The following is a 25,361-nucleotide window of genomic DNA, read 5'->3' as shown; positions in this document are numbered from 1 at the left end:
CCAAGCACTGGATCAGCTCATGCCACCGAACGCTTTATCCTCCCTGGGGCAGGCGCTGCTCGCCCCACGCGCCATCGCGCTGGTCGGCGCCTCCGGCGATGCCCGCAAGAACACCGCGCGGCCACTGCGGTTCATGCGCAAGCATGCCTACGCCGGCCGCATCTATCCGATCAACGCCGGCCGCGCCGAGATCATGGGCGAGCGCGCCTATCCGACCCTGGCGGACCTGCCCGAGCCGGTGGACCATGTCTTCGTCATGATCCCGGGCGACCAGGTGCTGCCCGTGCTGGAACAATGTCCCGCCGTGGGCGCGCGCGTGGTCACGATTTATTCCGACGGTTTCGCGGAAGCCGGCCCGCAAGGCATGGCGCGGCAGCAGGCCCTGGTGGCGCGCGCCCATGAATTGGGTGTGCGGCTGCTGGGCCCCAACAGCATAGGCAGCGCCAATCTCCATACGGGCGGAATCATTTCCGTAAACGCCGCCTTCGAGGCGGATGACCTGGTGGCCGGCGACATCAGCATGGTCTCGCAAAGCGGATCCATGATGGGGTCGCTGCTGTCGCGCGCCGCCGCGCGCGGCTTCGGCTTCGCCAGCTCGGTTTCGGTCGGCAACGAAAGCGACATTACCGTGGGCGAAGTCGTCGATGCCCTGGTGGACGATGCGAATACGCGCGTCATCCTGCTGTTCCTCGAAACGCTGCGCCAGTCAGCGGTGCTGGCGGCGGCGCTGCGCCGCGCGCGCGAGGCCGGCAAGCCCGTCGTGGCCTACAAGCTGGGCCGTTCCGAACAAGGCGATGCCCTGTCGCAATCGCATACCGGCGCCATGGCGGGCAACGATGCCGCGGTGGATGCCTTCTTCCGCGCGCACGGCGTGCTTCGGGTACATCACCTGGAGACGCTGTTCGAGATCGTGCCGTTGGCCGCGCGCTATCGCGACGCGCGCGTCGCTTCGGGCAGCCCCGCGCCACGCGTGGCCGTCATCACCACCACCGGTGGCGGTGCCGCCACCGTGGTCGATAACCTCGGCATGCGCGGGCTGGTCGCCGCCGCGCCACCGCCCGCATTCGTCGCTCATATGGCGGGCCGCGGATTGCGCATCCGCGAGACCCCCGTCATCGACCTGACGCTGGCGGCCACCCCCGCCCAATACAAGGACTTGCTGGAACAGCTGCTGATGGCCGACTGGTGCGACGCGGTGCTTAGCGTGATCGGTTCCTCGGCGCAGTTCCATCCCGATTTCGCGGTCAATCCGCTGGTCCAGGCCGATAAGCCGGACACCAAGCCGATGGCGGCGTTCCTGGCGCCGGAAGCGCCCGCATCGCTGGCGCTGCTGCGGCAACACGGTATCGCGGCGTTTCGCACGCCGGAAGCCTGCGCCGATGCACTGGCGGTACTGTTCCAGCGCCGGCCCGCGACCGCGCCGGACGCCGCGCGCCAGCCCTTCGATTGGCCGGCCGGCATCCCCCGCTCGGGCGCCCTCACGGAGTTCGAAGCCGGCCAGGTGTTCCAGGCATTGGGCGTTCCGGTCGCACCGTGCCGCCTCGTGCAGCCCGATACGCCCGCGCACGGCATCGCGTATCCCGTGGTGGCCAAGGTCTCGTCGCGCGACGTGCCTCACAAGACCGATGCGGGCGCCGTGCGCGTGGGTATCGGCGACGATGCGCAACTGCGCGAGGCGGTCGCCGCCATGCTGGCCAACGTGCGCATGCACATGCCGGACGCCGCCATCGATGGCATCCTCGTACAAGCCATGGAAGGCCGGCTGCTGGAGCTGATCCTGGGCTATCGCCTGGACCCGCTGGTGGGGCCGACGGTGGTACTGGGCGCGGGCGGCATTGCCGCCGAACTCAACCCCGACTTCGCGATCCGGCTGGCACCGGTCGGCGAACACGAGGCGCACGCCATGATCGAGGAGGTCCGCGCGACGCGGCTGGTACGCGGCTTTCGCGGCCTGCCGCGCGGCGACTGCGACGCCCTGGCGCGCGCCATCGCGGCGTTCTCGCGACTGGCGCTGGTACGCGACGTGACGGTATCCGAGGCAGAGATCAACCCGCTGTTCGTCCGCGCCGACGGCGTCGTGGCGGTGGACGGCCTGCTGCGCATCGAAGAGGACGCCCGCAAGTAGCGAAGCGTAGGGCAACGGCTTGCGCGGCGCGTATGCGCGAATCCGCAAATGCGCGCGTGACCGATCGGACACATCGAGGCGGGCGCGCCATCCGCGCGCCCGCCGCATCATAAGGACACATAAACATGGACTTCCACCTGACTCCCGAACAACGCGATTTCCAGGACGCCGTGCGCCGCTATGCGGAAAAGGAGCTGCGCGACGGCGCGCGCGAACGTGCGCACTCCAACGACTATCCCTGGGACGTCGCGCGTTCGATGGCCGCGCAGGGTTTGCTTGGCATCACCATCAGCGAAGAGAACGGCGGCGTGGGCGGCTCCTTGATGGATGCCGTCATCGCCATCGAAACCGTGGCTTCCGTCTGCCCGCGCAGCGCGGACGTCGTGCAGGCCGGCAACTTCGGCCCGATCCGCGTCCTGGCCGAATACGGCAACGCCATCCAGCGGGAAAAATACCTGCGCCCGCTGCTTGCCGGCGACATGCTGATCTCGGTCGGCATGACGGAACCGGAGGCCGGCTCGGCCGTCACCGAATTGAAAACCAGCGCCACGCGCGACGGCGAAGGCTGGCGCATCAATGGCTCGAAAATATTCACCACCCACGGTCCGCATGCAAGCGTCATCCTGGCCTACGTCCGCTTCGGTCCCGGCACGCAGGGCATAGGCTCCGTCCTCATCGACACCAAGTCGCCGGGCGTGCGCCTGGGCAAGCGCTCGTCCTTCATGTCGGGCGAGGAATGGGCCGAGATCTTCTTCGACAACGTCTTCGTGCCGAACGATATGGTCGTGCTGGGCGAGGGCGGCTTCAAGAAGCAGATCGCCGGCTTCAACGTCGAACGCATCGGCAACACCGCGCGCTCGCTCGCGCTGGGCCGCTACGCGTATGAAGAGGCGCGCGGCTGGGCCCTGCAGCGCAAGCAGTTCGGCCGCCTGCTGTGCGAATTCCAGGGACTGCAATGGAAATTCGCGGACATGCGCATCAAGCTGGATGCCGGCCAGCTGCTGCTGTACCGTGCCGCCTCCAACGCCGACACCGGCTTCCCTTCGGCGACGGAAACGGCCATCGCCAAGGCCTATTGCAACCAGGCGGGCTTCGACGTGGCCAACGAGGCACTGCAAGTGCTGGGCGGCATGGGTTACAGCCGGGAATCGCTTGTCGAATACTGCGTGCGGCGCTGCCGTGGCTGGATGATCGCGGGCGGCTCGATCGAGATCCTGAAGAACCGCATCGCCGAAGGCGTGTTCGAGCGCGCGTTCCCGCAACGACCCGCCCGCGATTGATTAGGCCAGGGCCTGGGCGATCACGGCATCCAGGGGAGTCGTGGGACGCCCGATCAATCGCGACAGTTCGCGGCCATCGTCGAACAGGACATCGCGCGACGCGGCGGCATCCCAGCTGGCGATTGCCTGGGCGATGGGAGCCGGCACACCCGCGTCGGCCAGGGCTTGCGCATACTCGGCCTGCGGCACGTCCTTGTAGGCCACCGGCTTGCCGGTCTGGCGCGACACCTCGGCGGCGAACTGCGCATGCGTATACGAGGTGTCCGCGGCAAGTTCGTATGTCCTGTTCTCGTGGCCATCGCCGGTCAGCACGGCGGCGGCCGCCGCCGCGTAATCGGCGCGCGCCGCGGCCGAGAACCTGCCGTCTCCGGCGCTGCCCAGAAGCAGGCCGGTGGATAGTGCTCCTGGAATCGCGCCGGTATGGTTCTCGACGTACCAGCCGTTGCGCAGCAGCGTGTAAGCCATCCCGGATGCCTTGATGGCGTGCTCGGTTTCCAGGTGCTCCGGCGCCAGGCTCAGCGGCGATGTGTCGGCGTGCAGCAGGCTCGTATAGACGATGCGCTTGACGCCCGCATGCCGGGCGGCCTCCACCACGTTGCGGTGCTGTGTGACGCGCTGTCCGATTTCATTGGACGAGATCAGCAGCAGGGTATGCACACCCGCCAAGGCGGCCTGCAAGGTCCCGGGTTGGCCGTAATCGGCCTGGCGCGCGGCGATGCCCATATCGCCGGCTTTTTCCGGAGAGCGCGCAAGCGCCAGCAGATCCCCCGCGGGGACGGTACGCAGCAGCTCCCGGACGACCAGCCGGCCCAGTTGGCCGGTGGCGCCGGTAATGGCGATGGTCATGATGGACTCCGTTCGAATTGACGACGGAGCCAATCTACAGGTATTACTTACTTTTCGTAAGTACGCACACGGACGTAAGTATGGACACTCCCACGCCCCGCACCGCCTCTCTTTCCGACCGCCTCGCCCGCGGCGACCTGATGGTCGCGGATTGCCCATCGCGCGAGGTGCTGAAGCACGTCACCAGCCGCTGGGGCGTCCTGGTCCTTATCGCGCTCGAACAACGCATGCACCGCTTCAGCGAACTCCGGCGCGCGATCGGCGGCGTCAGCGAACGCATGCTGGCGCAGACCTTGCAATGGCTGGAAGCGGACGGCCTCGTCGCCCGCAAGGCGTTCGAGGTCGTGCCGCCGCACGTCGAATACCGCCTGACCCCTCTGGGCCGCGAATGCGCGGAAAAAGTCCGCCTGCTCGCCGACTGGATCGAAATCAACCTCCCCCGCATCCAGGAAGCCGCGTCCAGCCAATAGGGAATCCGTGCCGCAACCCCTGAAAAAAGGGGTGAAGCCAACCGGACAAGTCTGAATCACTTAAGAGATGAATCCTTCAATCCCCAACGTCCCGCGCAAAAAACAGATGCGCTCCAACCGGGACGCCGCGGATCCGGCTTCGCCGGTCCGCCAGCGTCGCCCCCTCGAAGGGGGTAGCGCGAAGCGCTTGGGGGTGGGCTTTCCTTCCGGTCCGCCGGCGTCGCCCCCTTGAGGGGGAAGCGCGGCAGCGCTTCGGGGGTGGGCCTAACCCATAAAGGCCTGCACCATCTTCACCCAATACGTTGCGCCCACGGGCAGCAGCGCATCGTTGAAGTCGTAGTTCGGATTGTGCAGGGTGCACGGGCCCATGCCGTGGTACGACTCCAGGCGGTGCTCGCCTTCGCCGTTGCCCAGGAAGATATAGCAGCCGGGCACCTTCTGCAGGAAGAACGAAAAGTCCTCCGCGCCCATGAAGGGCGGCACGGCGCGATTCACGCTGTCCTTGCCGAACGTCGCTTCCGCGACCTGGGCGGCGAACTCCGTTTCCTTTTCCCAGTTCACCAGCGGCGGGTACGCGCGCACGAAGTCCAGTTCGCCGGATCCGCCATAGACCTGCGGCAGCGTCGTGGCGATGCGGCGGATGGCGTCTTCGATCAGGTCCAGCGTTTCCGTCGTGTAGGTGCGTACGGTCCCGCGAATGACGGCTTCGGCGGGAATGACGTTGAACGAATCGCCCGCGTGGATCTGGGTGACGGTCAGCACCGCGGTGTCCAGCGGATTCTTGTTGCGCGACACCACGCTCTGCAATACGCCGACCATTTCGGAGGCGATGACGATGGTATCCACTGTCTTGTGCGGCTGCGCCGCATGGCCGCCCACACCCTTGATGGTGATCGTGAAGCGGTTGCTCGACGCCATGGTCGGACCGGACCGGATGCCGAACTCGTTGGCCGGCATGCCCGGCATATTGTGGATACCGAAGACCGCGTCGCAGGGGAATTTGTCGAACAGCCCGTCCTGCATCATCGCCCGCGCACCGGCATTGCCGTTCTCTTCCGCCGGCTGGAAGATGAATACGACGGTGCCCTTGAAGTCGCGGTGCTTGGAGAGGTATTGCGCGGCGCCCAGCAGCATGGTCGTATGGCCGTCATGGCCGCAGCCGTGCATGCGGCCGGAGATCGTCGACTTATGCGCGAAGCGGTTGTTTTCCGGCATGGGCAGGGCGTCCATATCGGCACGCAGGCCGATGGTCCTGCCTTTGCCGCCGGTGCCGTGCAGCACGCCGACGATGCCGGTCTTGCCGAAGCCGGTATGGACTTCGATGCCCCAGCCGCGCAGTTTCTCCGCGACCAGCGCGGACGTACGGGTTTCCTCGAAAGCCAGTTCCGGATGTGCATGGATATCCCGGCGTATCGCCGTGAGCTCGCCATGCGCGCGCTCGATTTCGTCCAGGGTTTTCATAGTTGCCTTTGAATATATAGCGCGACGTCGTGCGCCGCCTTGGTCAGTGCGGCCTGCATGGCCGGAAACTTCTCGTTCTTTTCGAACGTCCGTTCATTCATGTACTGCCCGCGATGGATCTCGATCTGCAGGCTATGGCGGCGCTGCGCGGGCCTGCCCAGCCGGGCGATCAGCGCAACCCCCTTGAAGGGGTCGTTGCGCGCCACCGTATAACCGCTCTCGCGCAGCGAGTTCTCCACCACATCGACGAATTCCGGTTCGCACGTGGTGCCGTCGCGATCGCCCAGCACGAAGTCGGCCAGGCCGTGTTCGCTCTCGATCTGCAGCACCTCGTAGGAATCCGAGGGCATGGAGTGCAGGTTCAGGTGCCATACCGCGCCGAACTGCTTGTATGCGGCTTCGATGTCGCGATTCAGGACCGCGTGATAGGGCTGGTGATAGGCCTCGATGCGGTGGCGCACCTCTTCGACCGTCAGCTTGCGATCATAGATGGGACGGCCGCCCGCCTTGCTCCAGATCAGCCCGTGGCCGATGCGGCTTTTCTCCGATGGGTTGATGGCCCCGGGCCAGGGGCCGGCCAACAGGTGCGGATCGATATCGTCGGGTTCGCGATTGGGATCGATATAGGTGCGCGGAAACTCGGCCAGGATCAGTGTTCCGCCGACATCGGGAATGCCGCGCCACAGTTCGTCCACATGGGTATCCTCGCCGGTGCGCAGGACATCGGGCTCGATGGCATAGCGAAAATCCGCCGGGTAGGTCACCCCGCTGTGCGGCGAATCGCAGATCAGCGGCAGCGGCGCCGCGCGCGGCGCGATGCGGGTGCAAGGCGCGAAGGACGTGTCGGTGCTTCGCATGGTTTTCAACCTGTCGCCGCGACGGAACTCGCATGGAAGGTGACCGGGCGCGGCGCGGCGTCGGCCTGGTCGTTCAGATGGCAGGCGCTCAACTGGCCCGGCGCGATTTCGCGCAGCAGCGGGCGTTCCTGCCGGCAGCGGTCCATTGCGTGCGGGCAGCGTGGATGGAAGGCGCAGCCCGGGGGCGGTGCCAGCGGCGACGGTAGTTCCCCCTGGATGGGACGGAAATCGCGGCGGTGCGGGTCCAGCGTGGGCAGTTCCTTGAGCAGCGCCTGCGTATACGGATGATTGGCGCGTTCGAAAACCTGTTCGGTCGACGCAAGCTCGACGATGCGTCCCAGGTACATGATGGCGACGCGATCCGATATATGGCTGACCACGCCCAGGTTGTGGCTGATGAACAGATAGGTCAGGTCCAGCTCGCGACGCAGATGCGCGAACAGGTTCAGCACTTGTGCCTGGATGGAAACGTCCAGCGCGGCCACGGCCTCGTCGCATACGATCACCCTGGGCTTCAGGCCCAGGGCGCGCGCGATGCCGATACGCTGGCGCTGGCCGCCGGAAAACTGATGGGGATAGCGCTCCGAGTACGCCGGGTCCAGCCCCACCTGGCGCATCAATTCCGCCACGTATTCCTTGCGATTGCGACGGCTGACCAGCCCATGCACCATGGGCGCCTCGCCGATGATTTCCTCCACGCGCATGCGCGGATTGAGCGACGCATAGGGATCCTGGAAGATCATCTGGACGCCCAATTCGTAGGCGCGCCGCTGCTTGTCCTCCATGGATGCCACCGGCTTGCCGTCATAGGCAATGCTGCCCGCCGTCGGCGGCAGGATGCCGCTGATCATCCGGCCCAGCGTCGATTTTCCGCAGCCGGATTCGCCGACCACGCCGATGACTTCGCCGGGCATCACGTCCAGGTCGACGCCGGCGACCGCATGGACCACCGTCTTGCGCAGGCCGGCACCGAACAGATTGGCGATGCGTCCGGCCAGGTCGACGGGTTGCACGAAGCGCATTTCGGCGCCGCGCAGGGAAAGTATCGGAGTCGTTTGGCCCTTCATCGCGCCCCCGCTTCGCCGGCATGCCAGCAACGCGCCCAATGCCCGGGACGCCATTCGACCGACTCGGGCTCGCGCAGACAGGCATCCGTCGCGCGCGAACAGCGCGTGCGGAAAGCGCAGCCCTGCGGCAGTTTCAACAAGGAAGGCGTCATGCCGGGTATCGAGGCCAGATCGTGGCCCCGCGTTTCCGGCGTCGGAATCGACATCATCAGGCCCAGGGTATAAGGATGCAGCGGATGTCCGATGACGTCAGCCGTCGTGCCGGTTTCGACGACACGGCCCGCGTACATCACCGCGATCCGATCGGCCAGGCCCGACACCACGGCCAGGTCATGGGTGATCCACAGCAGCGCGGTGCCAGTTTCGCGGCATAGCTTCTGCACTTCATACAGGATCTGGCCCTGGATCGTCACATCCAGGGCCGTGGTGGGTTCGTCGGCAATGATCACGCGCGGCGCGTTCAGCAGCGCAATGGCGATCGCCACACGCTGGCGCATGCCGCCGGACAGTTGGTGCGGATACGCGCGCAGCCGTTCGTCGGGCGACGGGATGCCCACCATCGCCAGGACGTCGCGGGCGCGTTTGCGGGCCGCCGTCTTGTCCATCTTGCGGTGCGCCTGAATGGCCTCGATCATCTGCGTGTCCACGCGCAGGACCGGATTCAGCGTCATCATCGGATCCTGGAAGATCATCGCGATGTCGTTGCCGCGCAGCGCGCGCATCCGCGCCGCCGACGCGCCGCGCAATTCCGCGCCATCGAAGCGGATGGAGCCGTCCACCACACGGCCCGGTTCATCGATCAGCCCGATCAGGGAAAAACCCGTGATGCTCTTGCCGGAACCCGATTCTCCCACCAGGCCCAGGATTTCACCCTGCGCCAGCCGCAGGTCCACGCCGTCCACGGCTTTCACCACACCGGCGCGCGTGAAGAAATGCGTGCGCAATCCGGCCACTTCCAGCACCGGTGCCGTCACGTCCCCTACGCCGGTGGAGGCGTTCATCGTCGTCGTCATCGAGGCCCCCATTACGTCGCGTTGCGCGGATTCAGCACATCGCGCAAATGGTCGCCCACCAGGTTGATGGAGACGATCGCGATGGCCAGGGCCACACCGGGAAAGAACGATATCCAGTAGCGTCCGGACATCAGGAATTCAAAGCCGTTGGAAATCAGCATGCCCAGCGACGGCTCGGTCACCGGCACGCCCACGCCCAGGAAAGACAGCGTCGCCTCCAGCGCGATGGCATGGGCCAGGTCGATGGTGGCGACCACGATCAACGGCGGCATGCAATTGGGCAGCAAGTGGCGGCGCAGGATGCGCCACGAGCCCAGCGACATGCAGCGTGCCGCCTCGACATACTCTTTGCCGCGCTCCACCAGCGCCGCGCCCCGCGCCGTGCGCGCGAAGTAGGCCCACTGCACGACGATCAGCGCGATGATCACCTTGTCCACGCCCGCTCCCAGGATGGACAGCAGGATCAACGCCACCAGTATGGAAGGAAAGGACAACTGGATGTCGGCGATGCGCATCAGCAGCGCGTCGACGCGGCCGCCGAAATACGCCGCCACCAGCCCCACCGTGGCGCCGATGACGAAGGCGAAGAACACCGAAATACAGCCCACCATCATGCTGGTGCGCAAGCCGTACAGGATGGCCGACAGCATGTCGCGCGCCTGCCCGTCGGTGCCCAGCCAGTACGTCATATCGCCGGCGGCGTTCTGGCTGAAGGGCGGCAGCTTGGAATCCATGATGTCCAGATTGCCGATGTCATAGGGATTCTGCGGCGCGATCCAGGGCGCCAGCAGCACGGCCAGTATCAGCAGGACCAGGACGACCAGGCCCATGGTGGCGAGCTTGCTGGCGAAAAAGTCCTCGAAAAAGCGGCGCCACGGGCCCGCTTCCTTCACGGCGGTGGCGACCGGCTCGGCGGCGGCCGGCGTGGAAGTGGTTGTCGTCATCGTCGTCCGTCCAATCGTACGCGGGGGTCCAGAACGGTGTAGATGATGTCCACCACCAGGTTCAGCATGACCAGGAAAAACACGATAAGCAGCAAATACGCGACCACCACGGGGCGGTCCAGGTTGATGATGGAATCGATCAGGAGCTTGCCCATGCCGGGCCACGAGAACACCGATTCCGTCACTACCGCGAAAGCGACCACCTGGCCGAATTCCAGTCCGGCCACCGTCACGATGGGAATCAGAATGTTCTTCAACAGATGCACCCGCAGCACGCGCGATTCCGACAGGCCCTTGGCGCGCGCGAACTTGATGTAGTCCATGGGCAGCGCTTCGCGCGTGGCAGCGCGCGTGATCCGGATGATGGTCGCGCACTTGGCCAGGGCAATCGTCGCGGCGGGCAGGATCAGATGGGCCCAGCCGCCCGGCGTCAGCGCGCTCAGGCGCAAACCGCCCAGCGATACCGTCGGGCCGCGCCCGCTGGCGGGCAGCCATCCCAGGCTTACCGCGAAGATCATGATCAGCATCAGCCCCACCCAGAAATTGGGCAGGGAAAAACCCAGCACGGACCCGGTCATGATGACCCGCGATCCGGCCGCCTTGGGCTTCAGGCCGGCGCGGATACCCAGCGGAATGCCGATCAGCAGCGACAGCAGCATTGCCACCACCGCCAGTTCCATCGTCGCCGGCATGCGATCCAGGATCAGCCGCATGGCCGGTTCGCCGGTCAGGAAGCTATTGCCGAAGTCGCCGTGGATCGCCTTGCCGATGAAGATCAGGTACTGGTGCCACAGGGGCTGGTCCAGTCCCAGGGATTGCCGGATGGCTGCGCGTTCGATTTCGGTGGCGTCCGGACTGGCCATCATGGAAACCGGATCGCCGACCAGGTAGATACCGCCGAAGACCAGTGCCGACATGACGAGCATGACTACGACGGTCTGCAGCAACCTGCGGATAATGGTGGCTAACAATCAACTCTCCTGTCGCTGCGCGACGCCTCCCCGCGGGAGGGCGGCGCGCCCGCCAGGGGGCGCGCCGAGGGTACTACCCCTGCTACTGCTTCAGCGTAACGTCCTGTGCTTCCGTCATCTGGTCGGAACGGCCCGCATAGCGGATGTCCTTCTTCATCGCCCATACGGATAGCTCGAAATGGATGGGCAGGATGCCGTAGTCGGCGATCAGTAGATCGGCGGCCTTGGACAGCAGTTCCGCGCGCTTGGCATCGTCCATGGTCGTGGCGGCCTGCATGTACAGCTTGTCCATCTCCGGATTCGAATACCGGCCGCGGTTGGTCGTGCCCAATCCCTTGGAGGGATCCGACGTCACCGCCAGCGAGCCCAAGGCGTTGGACATTTCGCCGCTGGTCACCGACCAGCCTGCCAGGTAGGCGCTGTACTTGTACGAATCCCGGTTCTTGAAGAACACCGGCGGGGCCGAGGCCTCCACGGCGGTCTTCACGCCGATGCGGCTCCACATCGACGCGATCGCCTGCGCCACCTTGGAGTCGTTGATATACCGGCCGGAGGGCGCGCCCAGCGTAATAGCGAAACCCTGGGCATAGCCGGCATCGGCCAGCAGCTTCTTGGCCTTGGCCACATCGGCCTTGGGCGCCTCCGCATAAGTCTTGGACGCGCCCATCATGGGATAGGGCAGCAGGTTGCCGGCCGGCTTGGACACGCCGCCCATGACGCGGTCCTCGATGGCCTTGCGGTCGATGGCCAGCGACAGCGCTTCGCGCACGCGCTTGTCCTTCAGCGGATTCTTGGCCAGCGGCTTGCCGTCGGCATCCGTGATGCCCGGGCTGACATCGCTGAACTGGTCCATGGCCACGTACATGACGCGCACCGAAGGCGTCTGCTGGATGTAGAGATTCTTGTTGGCCTTCAGCTTGGGCAGGTCGTCGGTCGGAGGATCCTCGATCATGTCGACGTCGCCCGCCAGCAAGGCCGCGACGCGGCTGGCGGCGTTGGTCATGGGCTTGTAGATAACCTTGTCCCAGACGGGCTTCTTGCCCCAGTAATTGTCGTTACGCGCCAGCACCAGCTCGGCGCCGCGCTTCCACGATACGAATTTGTAGGGACCGGTGCCGACCAGGCCGTCGCCGGCGTTCAGCTCGGTCGTCGTCTTGCCTTCGGGCGCCGCGCCCGAAGCGGCCTTCTTCGACATGATGGGCAACTGACCCAAATTGGGCAGCAGCAGCGGCGACGGGCCCTTGGTCGTGATCCGCACCGTCAGGGGATCGACGGCTTCGGTCTTCGCCACGTCCTTCAGATAAAGCGTGAACGGCGAGGGGCTGTTGGGCACTTTGGGCACGCGATCGAACGTGAAGACCACGTCGTCGGCCGTAAACGGCGTGCCGTCGGAGAACTTCACATTGGGCCGCAGCTTGAACGTCCACACATTGCCGTCGACGGTCCAGGACTCGGCCAGCGCGGGCCGTGGCTTGAGCTGGTCGTCCGCGGCCACCAGCGGATCGAAAATGGTTAACGCAATCTGCGTATTCGGGGTCAGGGAATGATATTGGGGATCGAGCGAGCTGGGCTCGGTCTTCAGACCGACCACCAGGTCCCTGGCCACGGCATTGCCGTGCGCGCCGAAAGCGATCGCCATGGCGGTAAAACCGCCAGCGACGACTCGGGTAAACCAGCTAGACATAAATAGCTCCTGAGCGAGTAGCACTTGAACTCCACGGCGCAACATACCCAGCAAAGATGCCTCGCGCAACGGTTATATTCCCTTATTGCCTAGTCGATCCGCTTATATGTCCCCCTTAGTGCCCGTACCTATCGCGGCGATCGCCACAGCGCCCGGACGAGGCGGCGTGGGTATCGTGCGCGTTTCCGGTGCATCGCTGTCCATTCTGGTGCGCCGCCTCTTCCAGCGCGAATTGACGCCCCGTCACGCGCACCTGCTGCCATTCGAAACCGAGGAAGGCGAACTGCTGGACGAAGGGATCGTGCTGTACTTCGCGGCGCCGCATTCCTATACCGGCGAAGACGTTCTCGAGCTGCAAGGGCATGGCGGGCCGGCCGTGCTGCGGCGCGTGCTGCAGCGATGCCTGGATGCCGGAAGCGATATGGGTTTACGCATCGCGGAACCGGGCGAATTCACGCAGCGCGCCTTCCTGAATGGACGGATCGATCTGGCGCAGGCCGAAGCCGTCGCCGACCTGATCGAGGCCACGTCGGAAGCCGCGGCGCGCGGCGCCATGGCATCGCTATCCGGCGTCTTCTCGCAGAAGGTGAACGCGCTGGCCGACCGCATCGTGCATCTGCGCATGCTGGTCGAGGCCACGCTGGATTTCCCGGAAGAAGAAATCGATTTCCTGGAAAAGTACCAGGCCAGGCCGATGCTGGAAGCCTTGTCCGGCGAGCTGCGCGGCATCATCGCGCAAACCCGCCAGGGTGTGATCCTGCGCGAAGGCCTGCACGTGGTGCTGGCCGGCAGGCCCAACGTCGGCAAATCCAGTTTATTGAATGCGCTGGCGGGCGAGGACATCGCCATCGTCACGCCCATCGCCGGCACCACGCGCGACAAAGTGGTGCAGGAAATCCATCTGGACGGCGTCCCGCTTCATATCGTCGATACGGCCGGCCTGCGGGAAACGGACGACCCGGTCGAGCGCATCGGCATCGCGCGCACGTGGAAGGAAATCGAGCGGGCCGATGTTATTTTGCATCTGCAGGATGCCACCGCCGCCGGCGAAGAAACCCTGGACGCCGGCATCGCCGCCCGGCTGCCACCCAACACGCCGGTCCTGAAAGTCATCAACAAGATCGACCTGGTGGATAACAGCGTGGCGGACGCACCGCCGCCTACGGATGATTCCAATGACGCCGTGCTGCGCATCTCCGCGCGCACGGGGGCAGGGCTGGATGCGCTGCGCAAGGCGCTGCTGGATATCGCCGGCTGGAACCCAGGCGCGGAATCTCCCTGGCTGGCCCGCGAACGCCACCTGCGCGCCCTGCAACAGGCCGAAGAACACCTGGCCGTCGCCACCGCGCATGCCGCGCAGGACGACCGTGTATTGGATCTGTTCGCCGAAGAACTCAGGCTCGCGCATGAAAGCCTGTCGTCGATCACCGGCGAGTTCACCAGCGACGATTTGCTGGGGGAAATTTTCTCTCGCTTCTGCATCGGCAAATAAGGCACCGCCGCCCGCTGCGTCACCCAGGCAGGTCGCCGCCTTGCGATGCCCCATCATCGATGGCGTGGACCTCGTCGACATCCGGCATGCGCAACACGACGCCGGTCCTCAGGTCGTTCATATTCCCCCGGCTGAAGGCGTCCGCATTGGCTTTGGCGATAGCGACCAATTTCTGATGCTGTGTGGCTCCGGGAATCTGCAAGCGCTTGGCGATCTGCCCCAGCGTATCGCCGAAGTACACCAGTTCCCGATCGCCCGCCTGCAGATCACGCTGCTCTTCGAAGCTTTGCCGGATCGTCATGCCTTCTGTGCCTTTACGCTGCTGCCCGGAGGGATCGATATGCGCGCCGCAAGTCCTGCGCGCCGCTTCGGGATCGATCGCGCGTATCGTTGCGCCGTCCGGCAGTTCGACCTCGCTTCCCCGCTTCAGCAGGTTCATGTCGTTGCGCTCGAATGCATGCGGATTGGCTTGCCATAACGCCACCGCGATCTGGCAGATGTCCGCCCCTGTCGCCTGGCGGTACCGTTGGGCGATACCGAATGTCGTGTCGCTTGCCGCTACCTTGATAAGCATGCGCCCGCACGACCCCGCGGCCCCGGGATGGGCCTCGGTAAAGTCGGCGGGGCATTGCATGGCGGATTGCCGTGCGGAGGAAACGGCAGTCGTTGGATGAAAGGGACTCAGCGACGCTGAGTCCGGGCGAGGCCTTTGCATGGCTACGGTTCCATAGAGTCCGGGAATAATGCGCAGGCTCAGTACCGCCTCCGTGTCCCGGGGTTTCCGGTATTCGTCCGCGAATTGGAAACCTCACTGCAAGGCCCGCACCGCCCCCGGCGTATGGCCAACCACGCGTTTGAATGCGCGGCTGAATGCCGCTTGGGAGCCATAACCCAATTCGTACGCCGCCCCTTCGATCGACTTGCGCCCATCGCGGATCCACTGCGCCGCCAACCGCATGCGCAATTCCGTCAGGTAGCGCAGCGGCGTCATGCCGGTAACGGCCAGGAAACGCTCGGCGAACACCGACCGCGAGCTGCCCATCTGCGCCGCCAGTTCCGCCACCGTCCAGTCGCGGCCCGGATCGCGATGCATCGCGACGATGGCTCGACCCAGGCGCGGATCGCGCAACGCCTGCACCCAACCGGTGGCGTCGCCGCAGCCGCATTCCGCCCAGCCGCGCACGATGAAAGCCGACACCACATCCGCCAGCCGCGCCAGGATCCCGGCGTAGCCGGCCCGCTCCTCGCGCGATTCGCGCGCCATCGCCTCAAGCATGGGCAGGATTTCCGGATACCGCCCCAGCAGCGTATCGACCCGCATTACCTCCGGCATCCATGACACCAGCGGATGCATGCCCCCCAGGTCGAATTCCATGCAGCCGCTGAAAATCAGCGTGTCCTGCGCATGGTCGCAGGCATCGCCCGCCGCCACCACCGCGCAGACGGTTTCGCACAGCTTCAGCGTGTCGAAGGTAGCGATATCGCGCGTCGCCAGGTCCGGCTCGGACAGCAACTCGTGCGGGCGGCCATGAGGCAACAGCACCGCATCGCCTGGCTGCAGTCGGTGCGGGCTACCGCCCGCGATGCGCAGGAATACCGACCCGCGCGCGACGAAGTGGAACTGAGCACGCCCGGCCGCGGCCGCGAAGCCGATGCCGAAGGGCGGCGAGAACTGGATGCGCCTGTACTGGATGCCATACAGGCGCATGCCCAGCAACAGTTCGCTGACCAGGTCGCCAGGAATCCTCGGAGTGGTTTCTCCGCCGAGTACTTCGGACTTTTGATCAAACATTTCGGATTCAATGGGATGGATCGTCCGGAAACTCTAGCTTATTCTGGCGCACATTGAAAGTTTCCCCAGAGAGCGGAATGCAGACGAGCGAAGCAAGCACCACACCCCCCGAATCCGGAAGGACCACCCCACCACCCGCCTGGCAGGCGGTGTTTTCGATGTCCCTGGGCGTATTCGGCCTGGTGACGGCGGAGTTCCTGCCCGCCAGCCTGCTGACACCCATGGCGGCGGACCTGAAGGTAACCGAAGGCGTCGCGGGACAGGCCGTCACCGCCACCGCGGCCGTCGCGCTGGTCACCAGCCTGCTGATCGCGACCGCCACGCGGCGCGTCGATCGCCGGCATGTGCTGCTGGCGTTTTCCGTGCTGCTGATCGCGTCCAACCTGCTGGTTGCCTTCGCGCCGCACCTGTCCGCGCTGCTTCTGGGCCGCGTCCTGCTGGGCGTTGCCATCGGCGGGTTCTGGACCATGTCGGCGGCCACCGCCATGCGCCTGGTACCGGAGCCCATGATCCCGCGCGCGTTGTCCATCATGTTCAGCGGCGTGGCGGCGGCGACCATCGTCGCGGCGCCGCTGGGCAGCTACTTGGGCGGCGTCATCGGCTGGCGTAACGTATTCCTGGTCGCCACCGGGCTGGGCGTGCTGGCCTTGGCGTGGCAGTGGCTCACGCTGCCGCGCATGGCGCCCAGCGGCCATACGCGCCTGGGCACACTGGTGGACGTACTCCGGCGTCCCGGCATCGCCCTGGGCATGCTGGCCGTCATTCTGGTCTTCACGGGTCACTTCGCATTTTTCACCTACCTGCGCCCTTTCCTTGAAACCGTGACGGGCGTCGGTGTCAACGGCCTATCGGCGATCCTGCTGGGCTTTGGCGTTGCCAACTTCATCGGCACCTCGGCGGCCGGCTTCATGCTGGAGCGCAACCTGCGCCTTACCCTGGCGCTAATGCCCTTGCTGATGGGTACGCTCGGGCTGGCGCTGGCCGGCGCGGGCTCCGCCCCGTTCGCGGACGCCGTGATGGTGGCGTTGTGGGGCTTCGCCTTCGGGACGGTACCCGTGGGATGGTCGACCTGGATTACCCGCAGGGTGCCGGACGAAGCGGAAAGCGCGGGCGGCCTTATCGTCGCGGCGGTCCAATTGGCCATTACGCTCGGCGCGGCCGCAGGCGGGGCGGTCTTCGACATGCGCGGCGCGCTCGGCGTCTTTACCGGCAGCGGATTGGCGCTATTGCTGGCGACCTTGCTGGTGCTGTGGGGATTGCGGGGGCGGCCCGCCACCGCGGCGGCCTGATCGCCTCAATCGTGATAGGTCACGAACTCTTCCACGCCGATACGCGGCGGCCGGAAGCGGTTCGCCACACAGTCCGGATCTTCGTACCCCAACGACAGGCCGCAGACCAGGGTCTGGTCGGGCCCGATACCGAGCAAAGGCTTGACGATATCCGGGTAATTCGCCAGCGCGGCCTGCGGACAGCTATGCAGTCCGCGCCCGCGCGCCGCCACCATGATGTTCTGCAGGAACATGCCGAAATCCAGCCAGCTGCCTTTTTCCAGGTCGTTGTCGATGCAGAAGATAAAGGCGACGGGCGCACCGAAGAACGCGTAGTTGCGTCCATGCTGCCGCGCCGATCCTTCCCGGTCGCCCTTGGCGATGCCGACGGTCGAGTAAAGCCCCCATCCCGTCTGCCGCCGCCGTTCGATATACGGGCTGCGCCATTTCGTCGGGTAGTACGCATATTCGCGCGTTTCCGGCTGGCGGTTCGCATGCGCGTCGAGCAAGGCGGCGGACAAGGTGTCGCGGGTCCGGCCTGTGATCACATGCACCTTCCATGGCTGGATATTGCTGCCGCTGGGGGCGTACGAGGCAACCGTCAGGATTTCCCGGATCGTCGCCATGGGCACGGGAGTCGGCAGAAACCCGCGCACGCTGCGGCGCGAGCGGATAGCTTCATCGACGATCTCATGCGGTGCATTCATTGCGCAGGCTCTCCGGAAAAACATATCCGGACCAAGCTAACACCGAATCCGCGAATCCGCCACGGCGGCGCATCGCGGTAGTGTCGCGACGCGGTTCCGTGTCAGGCAAGCGTGCCGACGGGCTTGCGAAACCACCTGCCCGAGGCAACCGACCAGACGATGACCGATCCATAGGCCGCCATGGCGATGGCCCCCAGGGCATAGAACAGCGTCAAGGAATGGAAGAGCGCGAGCAGCGCCCCGCCGACGCCTACATACAGCGCCAGGCGCAGCGCACCGGCCGTCAACGGCCACTTCAGTTTTCCGGCGCCCTGCGAGGCGAAGTACAGGGAAAAGCCCAGGGCAAAGAAGCCGTAGAAGGGGCCGACTATCCGCAGATAGGCGGCTCCCGCTTCCAGCATATGCGTGTCGCTGCCGAACAGTCGCAGCCACGCGTACGGGAACACCGCCGCGAGTACGCCCACCGCCTCCGCCAGCACAAAAGCCATCGCCCCGCCTACCAGGCCGATACGCAAGGCCCTATCGTTCTGGCCGGCACCGATGTTCGACCCCACCATCGCAACCATGGGCGCGCCCAGGCCGAAAGCCAGCGGCATCAGTAGATATTCCAGGCGCGCGGCGGTCGCGTAGCCGGCCAGCGCGGCGGTCCCGCCATAGGCGCCGACCAGCGCGCCTGTGACGGCGATGATGGTATTCGTCAACAGCGGATTCAGACAGGCATAGCCGCCCACGGTCAGGATGCCGCGCATCATTGCCCACTGCAGGCTGCCGCGCACCAGCCGCGCCGCATTGCGTCCGTTCAGGCAGTAGGCGCCCAGCACCAGCGTCCCGCCGATGTAGTAGAGCAGCAAGGCCCACGCGCCGCCCACAACCCCCAGCGGCGGCAAGGGTCCAAGCCCGAATATCAGGCATGGCGAAAGCGGGATCAGAAGTACGGCGCCACCGCAGATGACCGCGCCCGGAACCAGCATATTGCCCGTTCCGCGGATCACGCTGGCCAGCGCGTTCATCGTCCACATCAGTGGCAGGCCGGCGAATACCACGTGGCCGTAGGCAGTGGCGGCATCCAGCGCGGGCCCCTCCGCACCGAGCAATCCAAAAAGCGTCCGGCCGAAAATCAGGACCAGCACCGTGAAGACGGCGCCAATGCCGGCGTTCAATGCCACCGCATGGCGCACCAGGTGATTGGCATCCTCGCTGCGACCCGCACCCAGCGCGCGGGCGATCGCGGAGGAAATGCCGCCGCCCATGGCGCCCTGCGACATGTTCTGCATCAACATCAGGACCGGTACGACCACGGCCACCCCGGCCAGCACATCGGTGCCGAGCTTGGCCAGGAACCAGGTTTCGATCAAGCCGGTGGAGGATTGCGCCAGCATCATCAACATGTTGGGCCAGCTCAGGCGGATGAGCGTCGCCGCCACCGGCGCGTGCAGCATGGCGTGCAATCTGGAGTTCGCGGCCGGGATAGTGGCGCTGGAGGCGAGCGATGTCATGGTATGGAATGGAGCGACGGCAGCCGCGCATGTATTGGCATATGCAAGTATCTCGGCAATTTACTTGCATGTGCAAATAACGTCAATGCGGAAAGGCAGAATAGAATGATGGCGAGCAGGCATCGGCCGGGCAACGGGCCGGCCACTGCCGCCTGACCTCAACGGCCATGCATAAATCAGACTTGAAAGATCCGGGCGTATGTAACGGCGCCGCCTTGCGCAAGGCAACGCGGCGCGTCACGCAGCTCTATGACAGCGTGCTGGCTCCCAGCGGACTGAAGGTATCCCAGCGGTCCATCCTGCTGCACGTCGACCGGGCCGGTACGCCGACCATGACGGAACTTGCCCATGCGATGGTGCTGGATCGTTCCGCGCTGGCGCATAACCTTAAGCCACTGGAACGGGACGGTTATTTGGTGCAGGTCCGCGATCCGCACGACGGTCGAAGCCGTCGGGTACAACTCACGCCCGAAGGCTGCCAGAAGTTGGCAGAGGCCACCCGCTTATGGCGCCAGGCCCAAAGCCGCTTCGAACGCGCCTACGGGGCTGAACGCGCCGCGGCGCTGCGGCTGGCATTGGCCGATATTTTTTCGGACGAGTTCGCCGACGCCTTTCACCGGGCCTGACCGGGTCAGGCCAAGTCGGCCGACCCGCCATCGGCGAGCATCGTTTGCCCTGCGTCGTCCGACCCGCCACCATCGGCGAGCATCGTTTGCCCTGTGTCGTCCGACCCGCCGCCATCGGCGAGCATTGTTTGCCCGGTGTCGTCCGATCCGCCACCATCCGCGAGCATCGTTTGGCCCGCCTTGTCCGATCCACCACCGGTGGCGACCGAGACGCTCCCAGCGTCGTCGAAACGGGTGTGGGTCGCCACGGCGAGATGACCAGCCAGGTCGACTCCGGTCGCGCGCGGCCCGGTTGTCCACAGGCTGCCCACTGACTGTGCATACACACCTTGATAAGGATTGCTGTCGGCCTTCCCAGCGGATAGGGAAGCGGCATGCGCCACGCCGCCCGTCAGGGCCAGCGCGGCGACCAGTGCTGTCGTTGCGATTCTCATAACGCTCTCCAAAGAACAAAAGCACACCAGCCTTGCGGCTTGTGCTGTCTTGGGCGTTATTGTTGCGCTGCGAGAACCTAGGGTAAACCCTTGTACATGGAAACTAAATTCCATTTCAGCGGGCAATTCTTCCGCCGCCCTCTAGAGGGCCTGCTCGATGGGGATGGGCGGGCGTCTCCGCCTTGGTGGGTACGCCGGTATGTCCCTAATAACCGCTTGATATTCGGCGCTTCACCCCTGTGGACATCCTCTAGGCAAGGTACGTGTGCACACCATGTGGACGAGATGGGCACAAGCACCGCCATCTTTGCCTGCCCGGAAAGTTGCTCATGTATTTCCGCATGGCGAAACAGAACTCCTGCACAGCCGGAAATCGCGGCAACGCGTTGACGCAGCAGGGTTTTCCACCAGTTGTGCAGTTATCCACAGACACCCATTACCATTAGTCTCTATATATAGAAGAGAAGATATAAAAACATCTTTTCTCCCCCACGCAGCCACCGCCGTTCACGAAGAACGGGACTTGCCGCACTGTGCAATCGCTTTGCCGTCGTTCGGACAACCTTCGAACTCCGTGGACCGCCCGCCCGTCACTCTGGAAGGCCCGCCTTGCGTCGCATCCGGTCTTGGCAGGTCCAGATGACTCGTCCTCCAGAAATCGGCGCTGGCGCGCCTGCAACCGGTCAGGCGACCGGCAAGTAAATGGGCGACTCGCGCATCCATGGCACTCCGTGCAGACCGAGTCATCCACCGGCATGCTGTAGCCCCGGGGTGTAGGCCGGATCCCGTTGCCGGCAGTCGAGCCGCATCCAAGGGCTGAATACCGCCAAACACCTGTGTAAACGGGCCGACTGCTGTCGTCGTACGCGGTGCCGCCACGTCCGTATGCCCGCCACGGCCGCCTGTATGCGAAGGAGGCTGTGCATAACTACTGCTACGCCGCCCTGTGCAAACCTTGTGGACGGCGCGAGAACAAACGGCGCTCTGGATCGAGGACGAAAAGTTGTCCAGTTTTATGTTCACGCGCACACATGGCTATCGCACATGACGAAGTTGGCGTAACCATCTGACTCTGTTGGAGAATCCGAAGTTGTTCAGTTATCCACAGACACCCATTACCACCATTCTTTTTATATACAGAGAAAGATATAAAACACTAAGCAGCACCCCACCGGCCCCCGCACCGCAGGGCTGATCACCCTGCTTCGCTCCGATGAAGGCCCATCATGGAACGCCGCATCCGACCATGCCGAAGGTTCGGCAATCGCAGCCAAGGCCCTTGCGTAGCTCGAGGCGGACGGCAAAAAAAAAGGGCAGCCCATGGCTGCCCTGGCGATTCGGCGCGCTTGTGCGGGCTATACGGCGCTCAGGCGATCCAAGGCCTCGTCCAATGTGCCGTCACGTTTGGCGAAGCAAAAGCGAATGAGCTTATGGTTGGATTCCGGCGCATCGGGGGTTTGGTAGAAGGCGGATATCGGTATGACGGCGACGCCGTGGTGGGTAGTCAGCCATCGGGCAAAGTCGGCCTCGGGCTGTTGCGATATCGCGCTGTAGTCCGCCATCATGAAAAATGTGCCGGGACTGGGCAGGGGACGGAAGCGGGTGTTGGCAAGTCCGGCGCGCAGGCGGTCGCGTTTTGCCTGATAGAATGCGGGCAGCTCCAGGTAGGGCGCGGGATTTTTCATGTACTCGGCATAGGCGTATTGCATCGGCGACGGCACGGTAAAGACCATGAACTGATGGACTTTGCGCAATTCGGCGGTCAGGTGGCGCGGCGCGCAGCAATATCCCAACTTCCAGCCGGTCGTGTGGTACGTCTTGCCGAAAGAGGAAATGACGAACGCGTGTTCGGCCAATAGGGGACGGCGCGATAGGCTGGCGTGTTCGCGGCCGTCGAAAACGATATGTTCGTAGACCTCGTCCGACACCAGCAGTATCCCCGTATCCCGCACGATGGATTCCAGCGCGTCCAGATCTGACTCCTCCAGGATCGCCCCGGTTGGGTTGTGCGGGAAGTTCAACATCAGCAACCGCGTCCTGGCCGTGATCGCGTCGCGGACGCGCTGCCAATCAATGCGGTAGTAAGGGTCGTCGGACGTCGGAGCACGCAAAGCTACCGGTACCGCGGTACCGCCGGCTAATCGGATGCCGGGCAGGTAGGAGTCGTAACACGGCTCGATCACGACGACCTCGTCGCCGGTATTCACGGCTGCCAGGATGGTCGCCATCAAGGCTTCCGTCGCGCCGCTGGTGACCGTGATCTCTGTTTCCGGATCGTAGGCGTGCCCGTAGAGCGTCAGCGTCTTTTGCGCGATGGCTTCCCGCAGCGGCGCGACGCCGGGCATATAGGGGTATTGGTTGTGGCCGTCGGCCATTGCCTTCGAGACCAGGTCGAGCAGCGCGGGATCGGGATTGAAGTCCGGAAAGCCCTGGCCCAGATTGATTGCCTTGTGCTCGATGGCCAGGCGGCTCATCACGGTAAAGATTGTGGTCCCGACGTCGGGCAGCTTGGAGCGGATCATGGTCGCGTAGTGAATTGACGGTGGAGAAGACCGGAAAGGGAGAAGGTTTGGAAGTATCCCACCATCCCCCGCGCGGTGGCCACGTACCGTGTCGTGTGGGCGACGCCGACGGTCATAGGGATAGTGTCGTCCGCTCCGCGTCGAACGTTGTCGGTCCCTGGATATGGCTTTCAGCAGATGACCGGCGCTAAGGAACTTGTGAGCCAAGTTAAAAAAAAACGACATAGGGGTAAACAACTATTTGTCCCCATCAATGCGGCTGAGTATGCTCGTTCCGCCGTTGTATTCAAGTTGAGTGTCTGTCTCGTTCCGATTGAGACCTTCCTCGCCGGCCTGGGGCATATGCATGGCTGGACTTGGTCATAACACGTTCGCGTCAGCGTCCTTGAATCACATCTGCGCACAGCATTGTGTTTTTATAGGACGTTACACAAATGGTTCAGAAGGGCAAAGTTAAGTGGTTCAACGCCGATAAAGGTTATGGGTTCATTACCCCTGACGCCGGCGGTGTCGACGTCTTCGCGCATTTCTCCGCAATCCAGGGACGCGGCTATCGCAGCTTGAACGAAGGCCAGGATGTGGAGTTCGAAGTCAAGGATGGCCCCAAAGGTCCTCAAGCCGCTGACATCCGTCCGCTATAAGTATCAACCCATCGATATTCCGCCTTGCGCGGCGCCGGCAGTCCCGGCCTTTATCGCCCCAGCAGCCGTCGCAAGCTTCTGGGGCGTTGTGTTTTCCGCAGTGGATAAACCTGTGGAGAACCGGGGAATATCTTGCTCGCCCACCTTCCGCGCCGCGCGATTCCCGGCCTTTATGGCTCCGCTGGCGTCGAGGCCCCGCGAGTTATGCACAGATTTGTAGATTCTTGGGTCGCGGCACGGACAGGGAAAGATTCCTCGCTTTAGGGGGCGCCTGGGTACTTTTTATATACGGCGGGTAGATCCGCGCCGCTATCCCCCCTCTTTTTTGTAAATTTGCCATCCAGTGGAGATGCAGATGCGCTCCGGGCCACCAGGCGCATGTCGGGGCGACTGTGGTTGTTCACAAAAATATCCCCAGTGGCCGGTCTCGGTTTCGAGTGTCCATGTCGCCTGTGGGTACTCCTGTGGATAGGTTGCTGCGGCGGGGCGCTCTCCTTGCGATGGGAGCGCTTGATCGGCGTCCGCTGGCGGTGCCGGTCGAGGTGGTTTGCCTTCGGCTCACGGGGGGTATTGGCCGTCGCACGAGCGGTCGGCTTTTCCCTGAACCGGACATTCGAGTCGGTGTGGGTCGTAAGGTCAACGTACTGCCCACGGTCTAGGACATAAGCCGTGTTGCTGTTCCACGTGGAACACCCTTAATTCTTCATACTTTGGTAGCGACTCTTGGTAGCGGTGTATTGCATCCGTTTCCCTAGCGCTTGGCTTACCGTGATTGGGTAAGTTCCTGGGAGGGATGAGTGTTATGGCGGGATGCTGGACACCATCCCTGTGCGGTCTTGTATTGACTTGAAGGCAAACGCCAGTCTACTCGCCGCACGTCTTGGCCCGGCATCTTCCACCGAGGAGTTGGTTGGGCCCAGGTGCGAGTGCTTGAACTCGCCGCGTGTCTAGTGCCTGAAGGAGAGCGCAGGTCAGGCCGGGGATCGGTCCTTGGCAGAGCCCTATAGTGTTCCTCCGCGGAGTGGGAAGTTAGAAGCGCTCTTACTGGCTGCCCCTACAGAGCATATCCGCTGGTATTCACCATGACGAGCGCGCGGTGAGGGCCAGCAATTTTCGGCTATGCCTGCTTTGGGTGGAGCGCATACGCTGTTGCTCCTCCATTGTCCGGACAACGGGGGGCATGCCAGTGGGGAGTCGCTGTCGTGGCCATGTTGTAGAGATGAAATGGCGGATAAGGCGTGCAGGCGCAATGGAATGGAAATCGAAATCTCTCGGGGAGAGTTTCATATGCGTTCGACACCGAGATCCGCGGCAGCGTAGAGGGCCGTAGGGTAGGGCAGAACGACTCTTGGCCATCGTTGGTTGGAAGTTTTTGGCAGGCAGCCTTCGGCCGCAGCATACCGACGGCGACTGGGGACCGGCTAGGTCTGTACTGGAAATGTTCCACGTGGAACATTCCAGCATCTGTCGTCTATTTTCTTCGCGAGCGAACGAATCAGCAGTCACAGCATGCTGGGGCCGGTTGCGAGAAACGCTCGGTAGTGGTCGGACACTGTCTGCGGCGGGAGATGCGAGGATTTGGTTCACGGACGAGTGGCCTATCGCTCGCTGAATCCGATATGGAAGGTAGGGTGGCTTCCAGGTAGAGAAGTAGAGTGGGGCGAC

The 25,361-nt window shown here is 64.2% G+C and carries 21 protein-coding genes; 7 read left to right on the top strand and 14 right to left on the bottom strand.

The window, feature by feature from the left end; all coding sequences use genetic code 11:
* Nucleotides 1-19 precede the first annotated feature (19 nt).
* Both CAL28_RS29315 and CAL28_RS29310 read left to right on the top strand, forming a co-directional pair.
* Nucleotides 20-2,125: an acetate--CoA ligase family protein gene (locus CAL28_RS29315; RefSeq protein ID WP_094844456.1), complete on the top strand. Its 2,106-nt coding sequence runs from the start codon at nt 20-22 to the stop codon at nt 2,123-2,125.
* 125 nt (nt 2,126-2,250) lie between these two features.
* Nucleotides 2,251-3,405, top strand: coding sequence for an acyl-CoA dehydrogenase family protein (locus tag CAL28_RS29310; protein ID WP_094844455.1), 1,155 nt, complete (start codon nt 2,251-2,253; stop codon nt 3,403-3,405).
* On the opposite strand, the gene CAL28_RS29305 is transcribed toward CAL28_RS29310, so the two are convergent.
* Entirely contained in the window at nt 3,406-4,251 is an 846-nt protein-coding gene (locus CAL28_RS29305; RefSeq protein ID WP_094844454.1) for an SDR family oxidoreductase, read from the bottom strand. It abuts the gene before it with no gap.
* A gap of 80 nt (nt 4,252-4,331) precedes the next feature.
* On the opposite strand from CAL28_RS29305, the gene CAL28_RS29300 reads away from it, so the two are divergent.
* Nucleotides 4,332-4,721, top strand: a complete 390-nt coding sequence (locus CAL28_RS29300; RefSeq protein ID WP_094844453.1) for a winged helix-turn-helix transcriptional regulator — start codon at nt 4,332-4,334, stop codon at nt 4,719-4,721.
* A gap of 264 nt (nt 4,722-4,985) precedes the next feature.
* Here CAL28_RS29300 and CAL28_RS29295 read toward each other — a convergent pair whose 3' ends face one another.
* From CAL28_RS29295 to CAL28_RS29265, 7 genes are all read right to left on the bottom strand, one after another.
* Nucleotides 4,986-6,182: a M20 aminoacylase family protein gene (locus CAL28_RS29295; RefSeq protein ID WP_094844452.1), complete on the bottom strand. Its 1,197-nt coding sequence runs from the start codon at nt 6,180-6,182 to the stop codon at nt 4,986-4,988.
* On the bottom strand, nt 6,179-7,039 hold the full coding sequence (locus CAL28_RS29290; RefSeq protein ID WP_094844451.1) for an N-formylglutamate amidohydrolase: 861 nt from the start codon (nt 7,037-7,039) through the stop codon (nt 6,179-6,181). The genes CAL28_RS29295 and CAL28_RS29290 overlap by 4 nt, the downstream gene beginning before the upstream one ends.
* A gap of 5 nt (nt 7,040-7,044) precedes the next feature.
* Complete coding sequence (locus CAL28_RS29285; RefSeq protein ID WP_094844450.1) at nt 7,045-8,106, bottom strand: ABC transporter ATP-binding protein; 1,062 nt, start codon at nt 8,104-8,106, stop codon at nt 7,045-7,047.
* Nucleotides 8,103-9,107, bottom strand: coding sequence for an ABC transporter ATP-binding protein (locus CAL28_RS29280; protein ID WP_440588426.1), 1,005 nt, complete (start codon nt 9,105-9,107; stop codon nt 8,103-8,105). The genes CAL28_RS29285 and CAL28_RS29280 overlap by 4 nt, the downstream gene beginning before the upstream one ends.
* A 23-nt stretch (nt 9,108-9,130) precedes the next feature.
* Nucleotides 9,131-10,063, bottom strand: a complete 933-nt coding sequence (locus tag CAL28_RS29275; protein WP_094844448.1) for an ABC transporter permease — start codon at nt 10,061-10,063, stop codon at nt 9,131-9,133.
* Nucleotides 10,060-11,034 (bottom strand): ABC transporter permease, encoded by a 975-nt coding sequence (locus CAL28_RS29270; protein WP_094844447.1) that lies wholly within the window; start codon nt 11,032-11,034, stop codon nt 10,060-10,062. The genes CAL28_RS29275 and CAL28_RS29270 overlap by 4 nt, the downstream gene beginning before the upstream one ends.
* Nucleotides 11,035-11,116: 82 nt before the next feature.
* Complete coding sequence (locus CAL28_RS29265) at nt 11,117-12,718, bottom strand: ABC transporter substrate-binding protein (RefSeq protein ID WP_094844446.1); 1,602 nt, start codon at nt 12,716-12,718, stop codon at nt 11,117-11,119.
* Nucleotides 12,719-12,824: 106 nt separating this feature from the next.
* On the opposite strand from CAL28_RS29265, the gene mnmE reads away from it, so the two are divergent.
* Nucleotides 12,825-14,210, top strand: coding sequence for a tRNA uridine-5-carboxymethylaminomethyl(34) synthesis GTPase MnmE (mnmE, locus tag CAL28_RS29260; protein WP_094844445.1), 1,386 nt, complete (start codon nt 12,825-12,827; stop codon nt 14,208-14,210).
* A 19-nt stretch (nt 14,211-14,229) separates the two neighbouring features.
* On the opposite strand, the gene CAL28_RS29255 is transcribed toward mnmE, so the two are convergent.
* Nucleotides 14,230-14,844: a FimV/HubP family polar landmark protein gene (locus CAL28_RS29255; RefSeq protein ID WP_217906605.1), complete on the bottom strand. Its 615-nt coding sequence runs from the start codon at nt 14,842-14,844 to the stop codon at nt 14,230-14,232.
* 174 nt (nt 14,845-15,018) lie between these two features.
* Entirely contained in the window at nt 15,019-16,002 is a 984-nt protein-coding gene (locus tag CAL28_RS29250) for an AraC family transcriptional regulator (RefSeq protein ID WP_094844443.1), read from the bottom strand.
* A 77-nt stretch (nt 16,003-16,079) separates the two neighbouring features.
* Between CAL28_RS29250 and CAL28_RS29245 the strand changes: the two genes are divergently transcribed.
* Nucleotides 16,080-17,291, top strand: a complete 1,212-nt coding sequence (locus CAL28_RS29245) for an MFS transporter (RefSeq protein WP_094844442.1) — start codon at nt 16,080-16,082, stop codon at nt 17,289-17,291.
* A gap of 5 nt (nt 17,292-17,296) precedes the next feature.
* On the opposite strand, the gene CAL28_RS29240 is transcribed toward CAL28_RS29245, so the two are convergent.
* Nucleotides 17,297-17,977: a nitroreductase gene (locus tag CAL28_RS29240; protein WP_094844441.1), complete on the bottom strand. Its 681-nt coding sequence runs from the start codon at nt 17,975-17,977 to the stop codon at nt 17,297-17,299.
* A 101-nt stretch (nt 17,978-18,078) separates the two neighbouring features.
* Nucleotides 18,079-19,473, bottom strand: coding sequence for an MATE family efflux transporter (locus CAL28_RS29235; RefSeq protein WP_254926267.1), 1,395 nt, complete (start codon nt 19,471-19,473; stop codon nt 18,079-18,081).
* A 167-nt stretch (nt 19,474-19,640) separates the two neighbouring features.
* Between CAL28_RS29235 and CAL28_RS29230 the strand changes: the two genes are divergently transcribed.
* Nucleotides 19,641-20,099 carry a MarR family winged helix-turn-helix transcriptional regulator gene (locus tag CAL28_RS29230; protein ID WP_094844439.1) on the top strand — a complete coding sequence of 153 codons (459 nt, stop codon included), beginning with the start codon at nt 19,641-19,643 and terminating at the stop codon, nt 20,097-20,099.
* A 5-nt stretch (nt 20,100-20,104) separates the two neighbouring features.
* Here the strand turns inward: CAL28_RS29230 and CAL28_RS29225 are convergent, their stop codons facing one another.
* A complete protein-coding gene (locus CAL28_RS29225) occupies nt 20,105-20,533 on the bottom strand; it encodes a hypothetical protein (RefSeq protein WP_094844438.1) in 429 nt (142 codons plus the stop codon).
* 1,355 nt (nt 20,534-21,888) lie between these two features.
* Complete coding sequence (locus CAL28_RS29220) at nt 21,889-23,055, bottom strand: pyridoxal phosphate-dependent aminotransferase (RefSeq protein WP_094844437.1); 1,167 nt, start codon at nt 23,053-23,055, stop codon at nt 21,889-21,891.
* Nucleotides 23,056-23,489: 434 nt separating this feature from the next.
* Here CAL28_RS29220 and CAL28_RS29215 point away from each other — a divergent pair, with 434 nt between their 5' ends.
* Nucleotides 23,490-23,696: a cold-shock protein gene (locus CAL28_RS29215; RefSeq protein WP_066357490.1), complete on the top strand. Its 207-nt coding sequence runs from the start codon at nt 23,490-23,492 to the stop codon at nt 23,694-23,696.
* Nucleotides 23,697-25,361: the final 1,665 nt, after the last annotated feature.

The organism is Bordetella genomosp. 11, assembly GCF_002261215.1.
Lineage (GTDB): Bacteria > Pseudomonadota > Gammaproteobacteria > Burkholderiales > Burkholderiaceae_B > Bordetella_C.
Note: the sequence above shows the minus strand (reverse complement) of the source record. Positions and strands in the feature narration are given on the sequence as shown.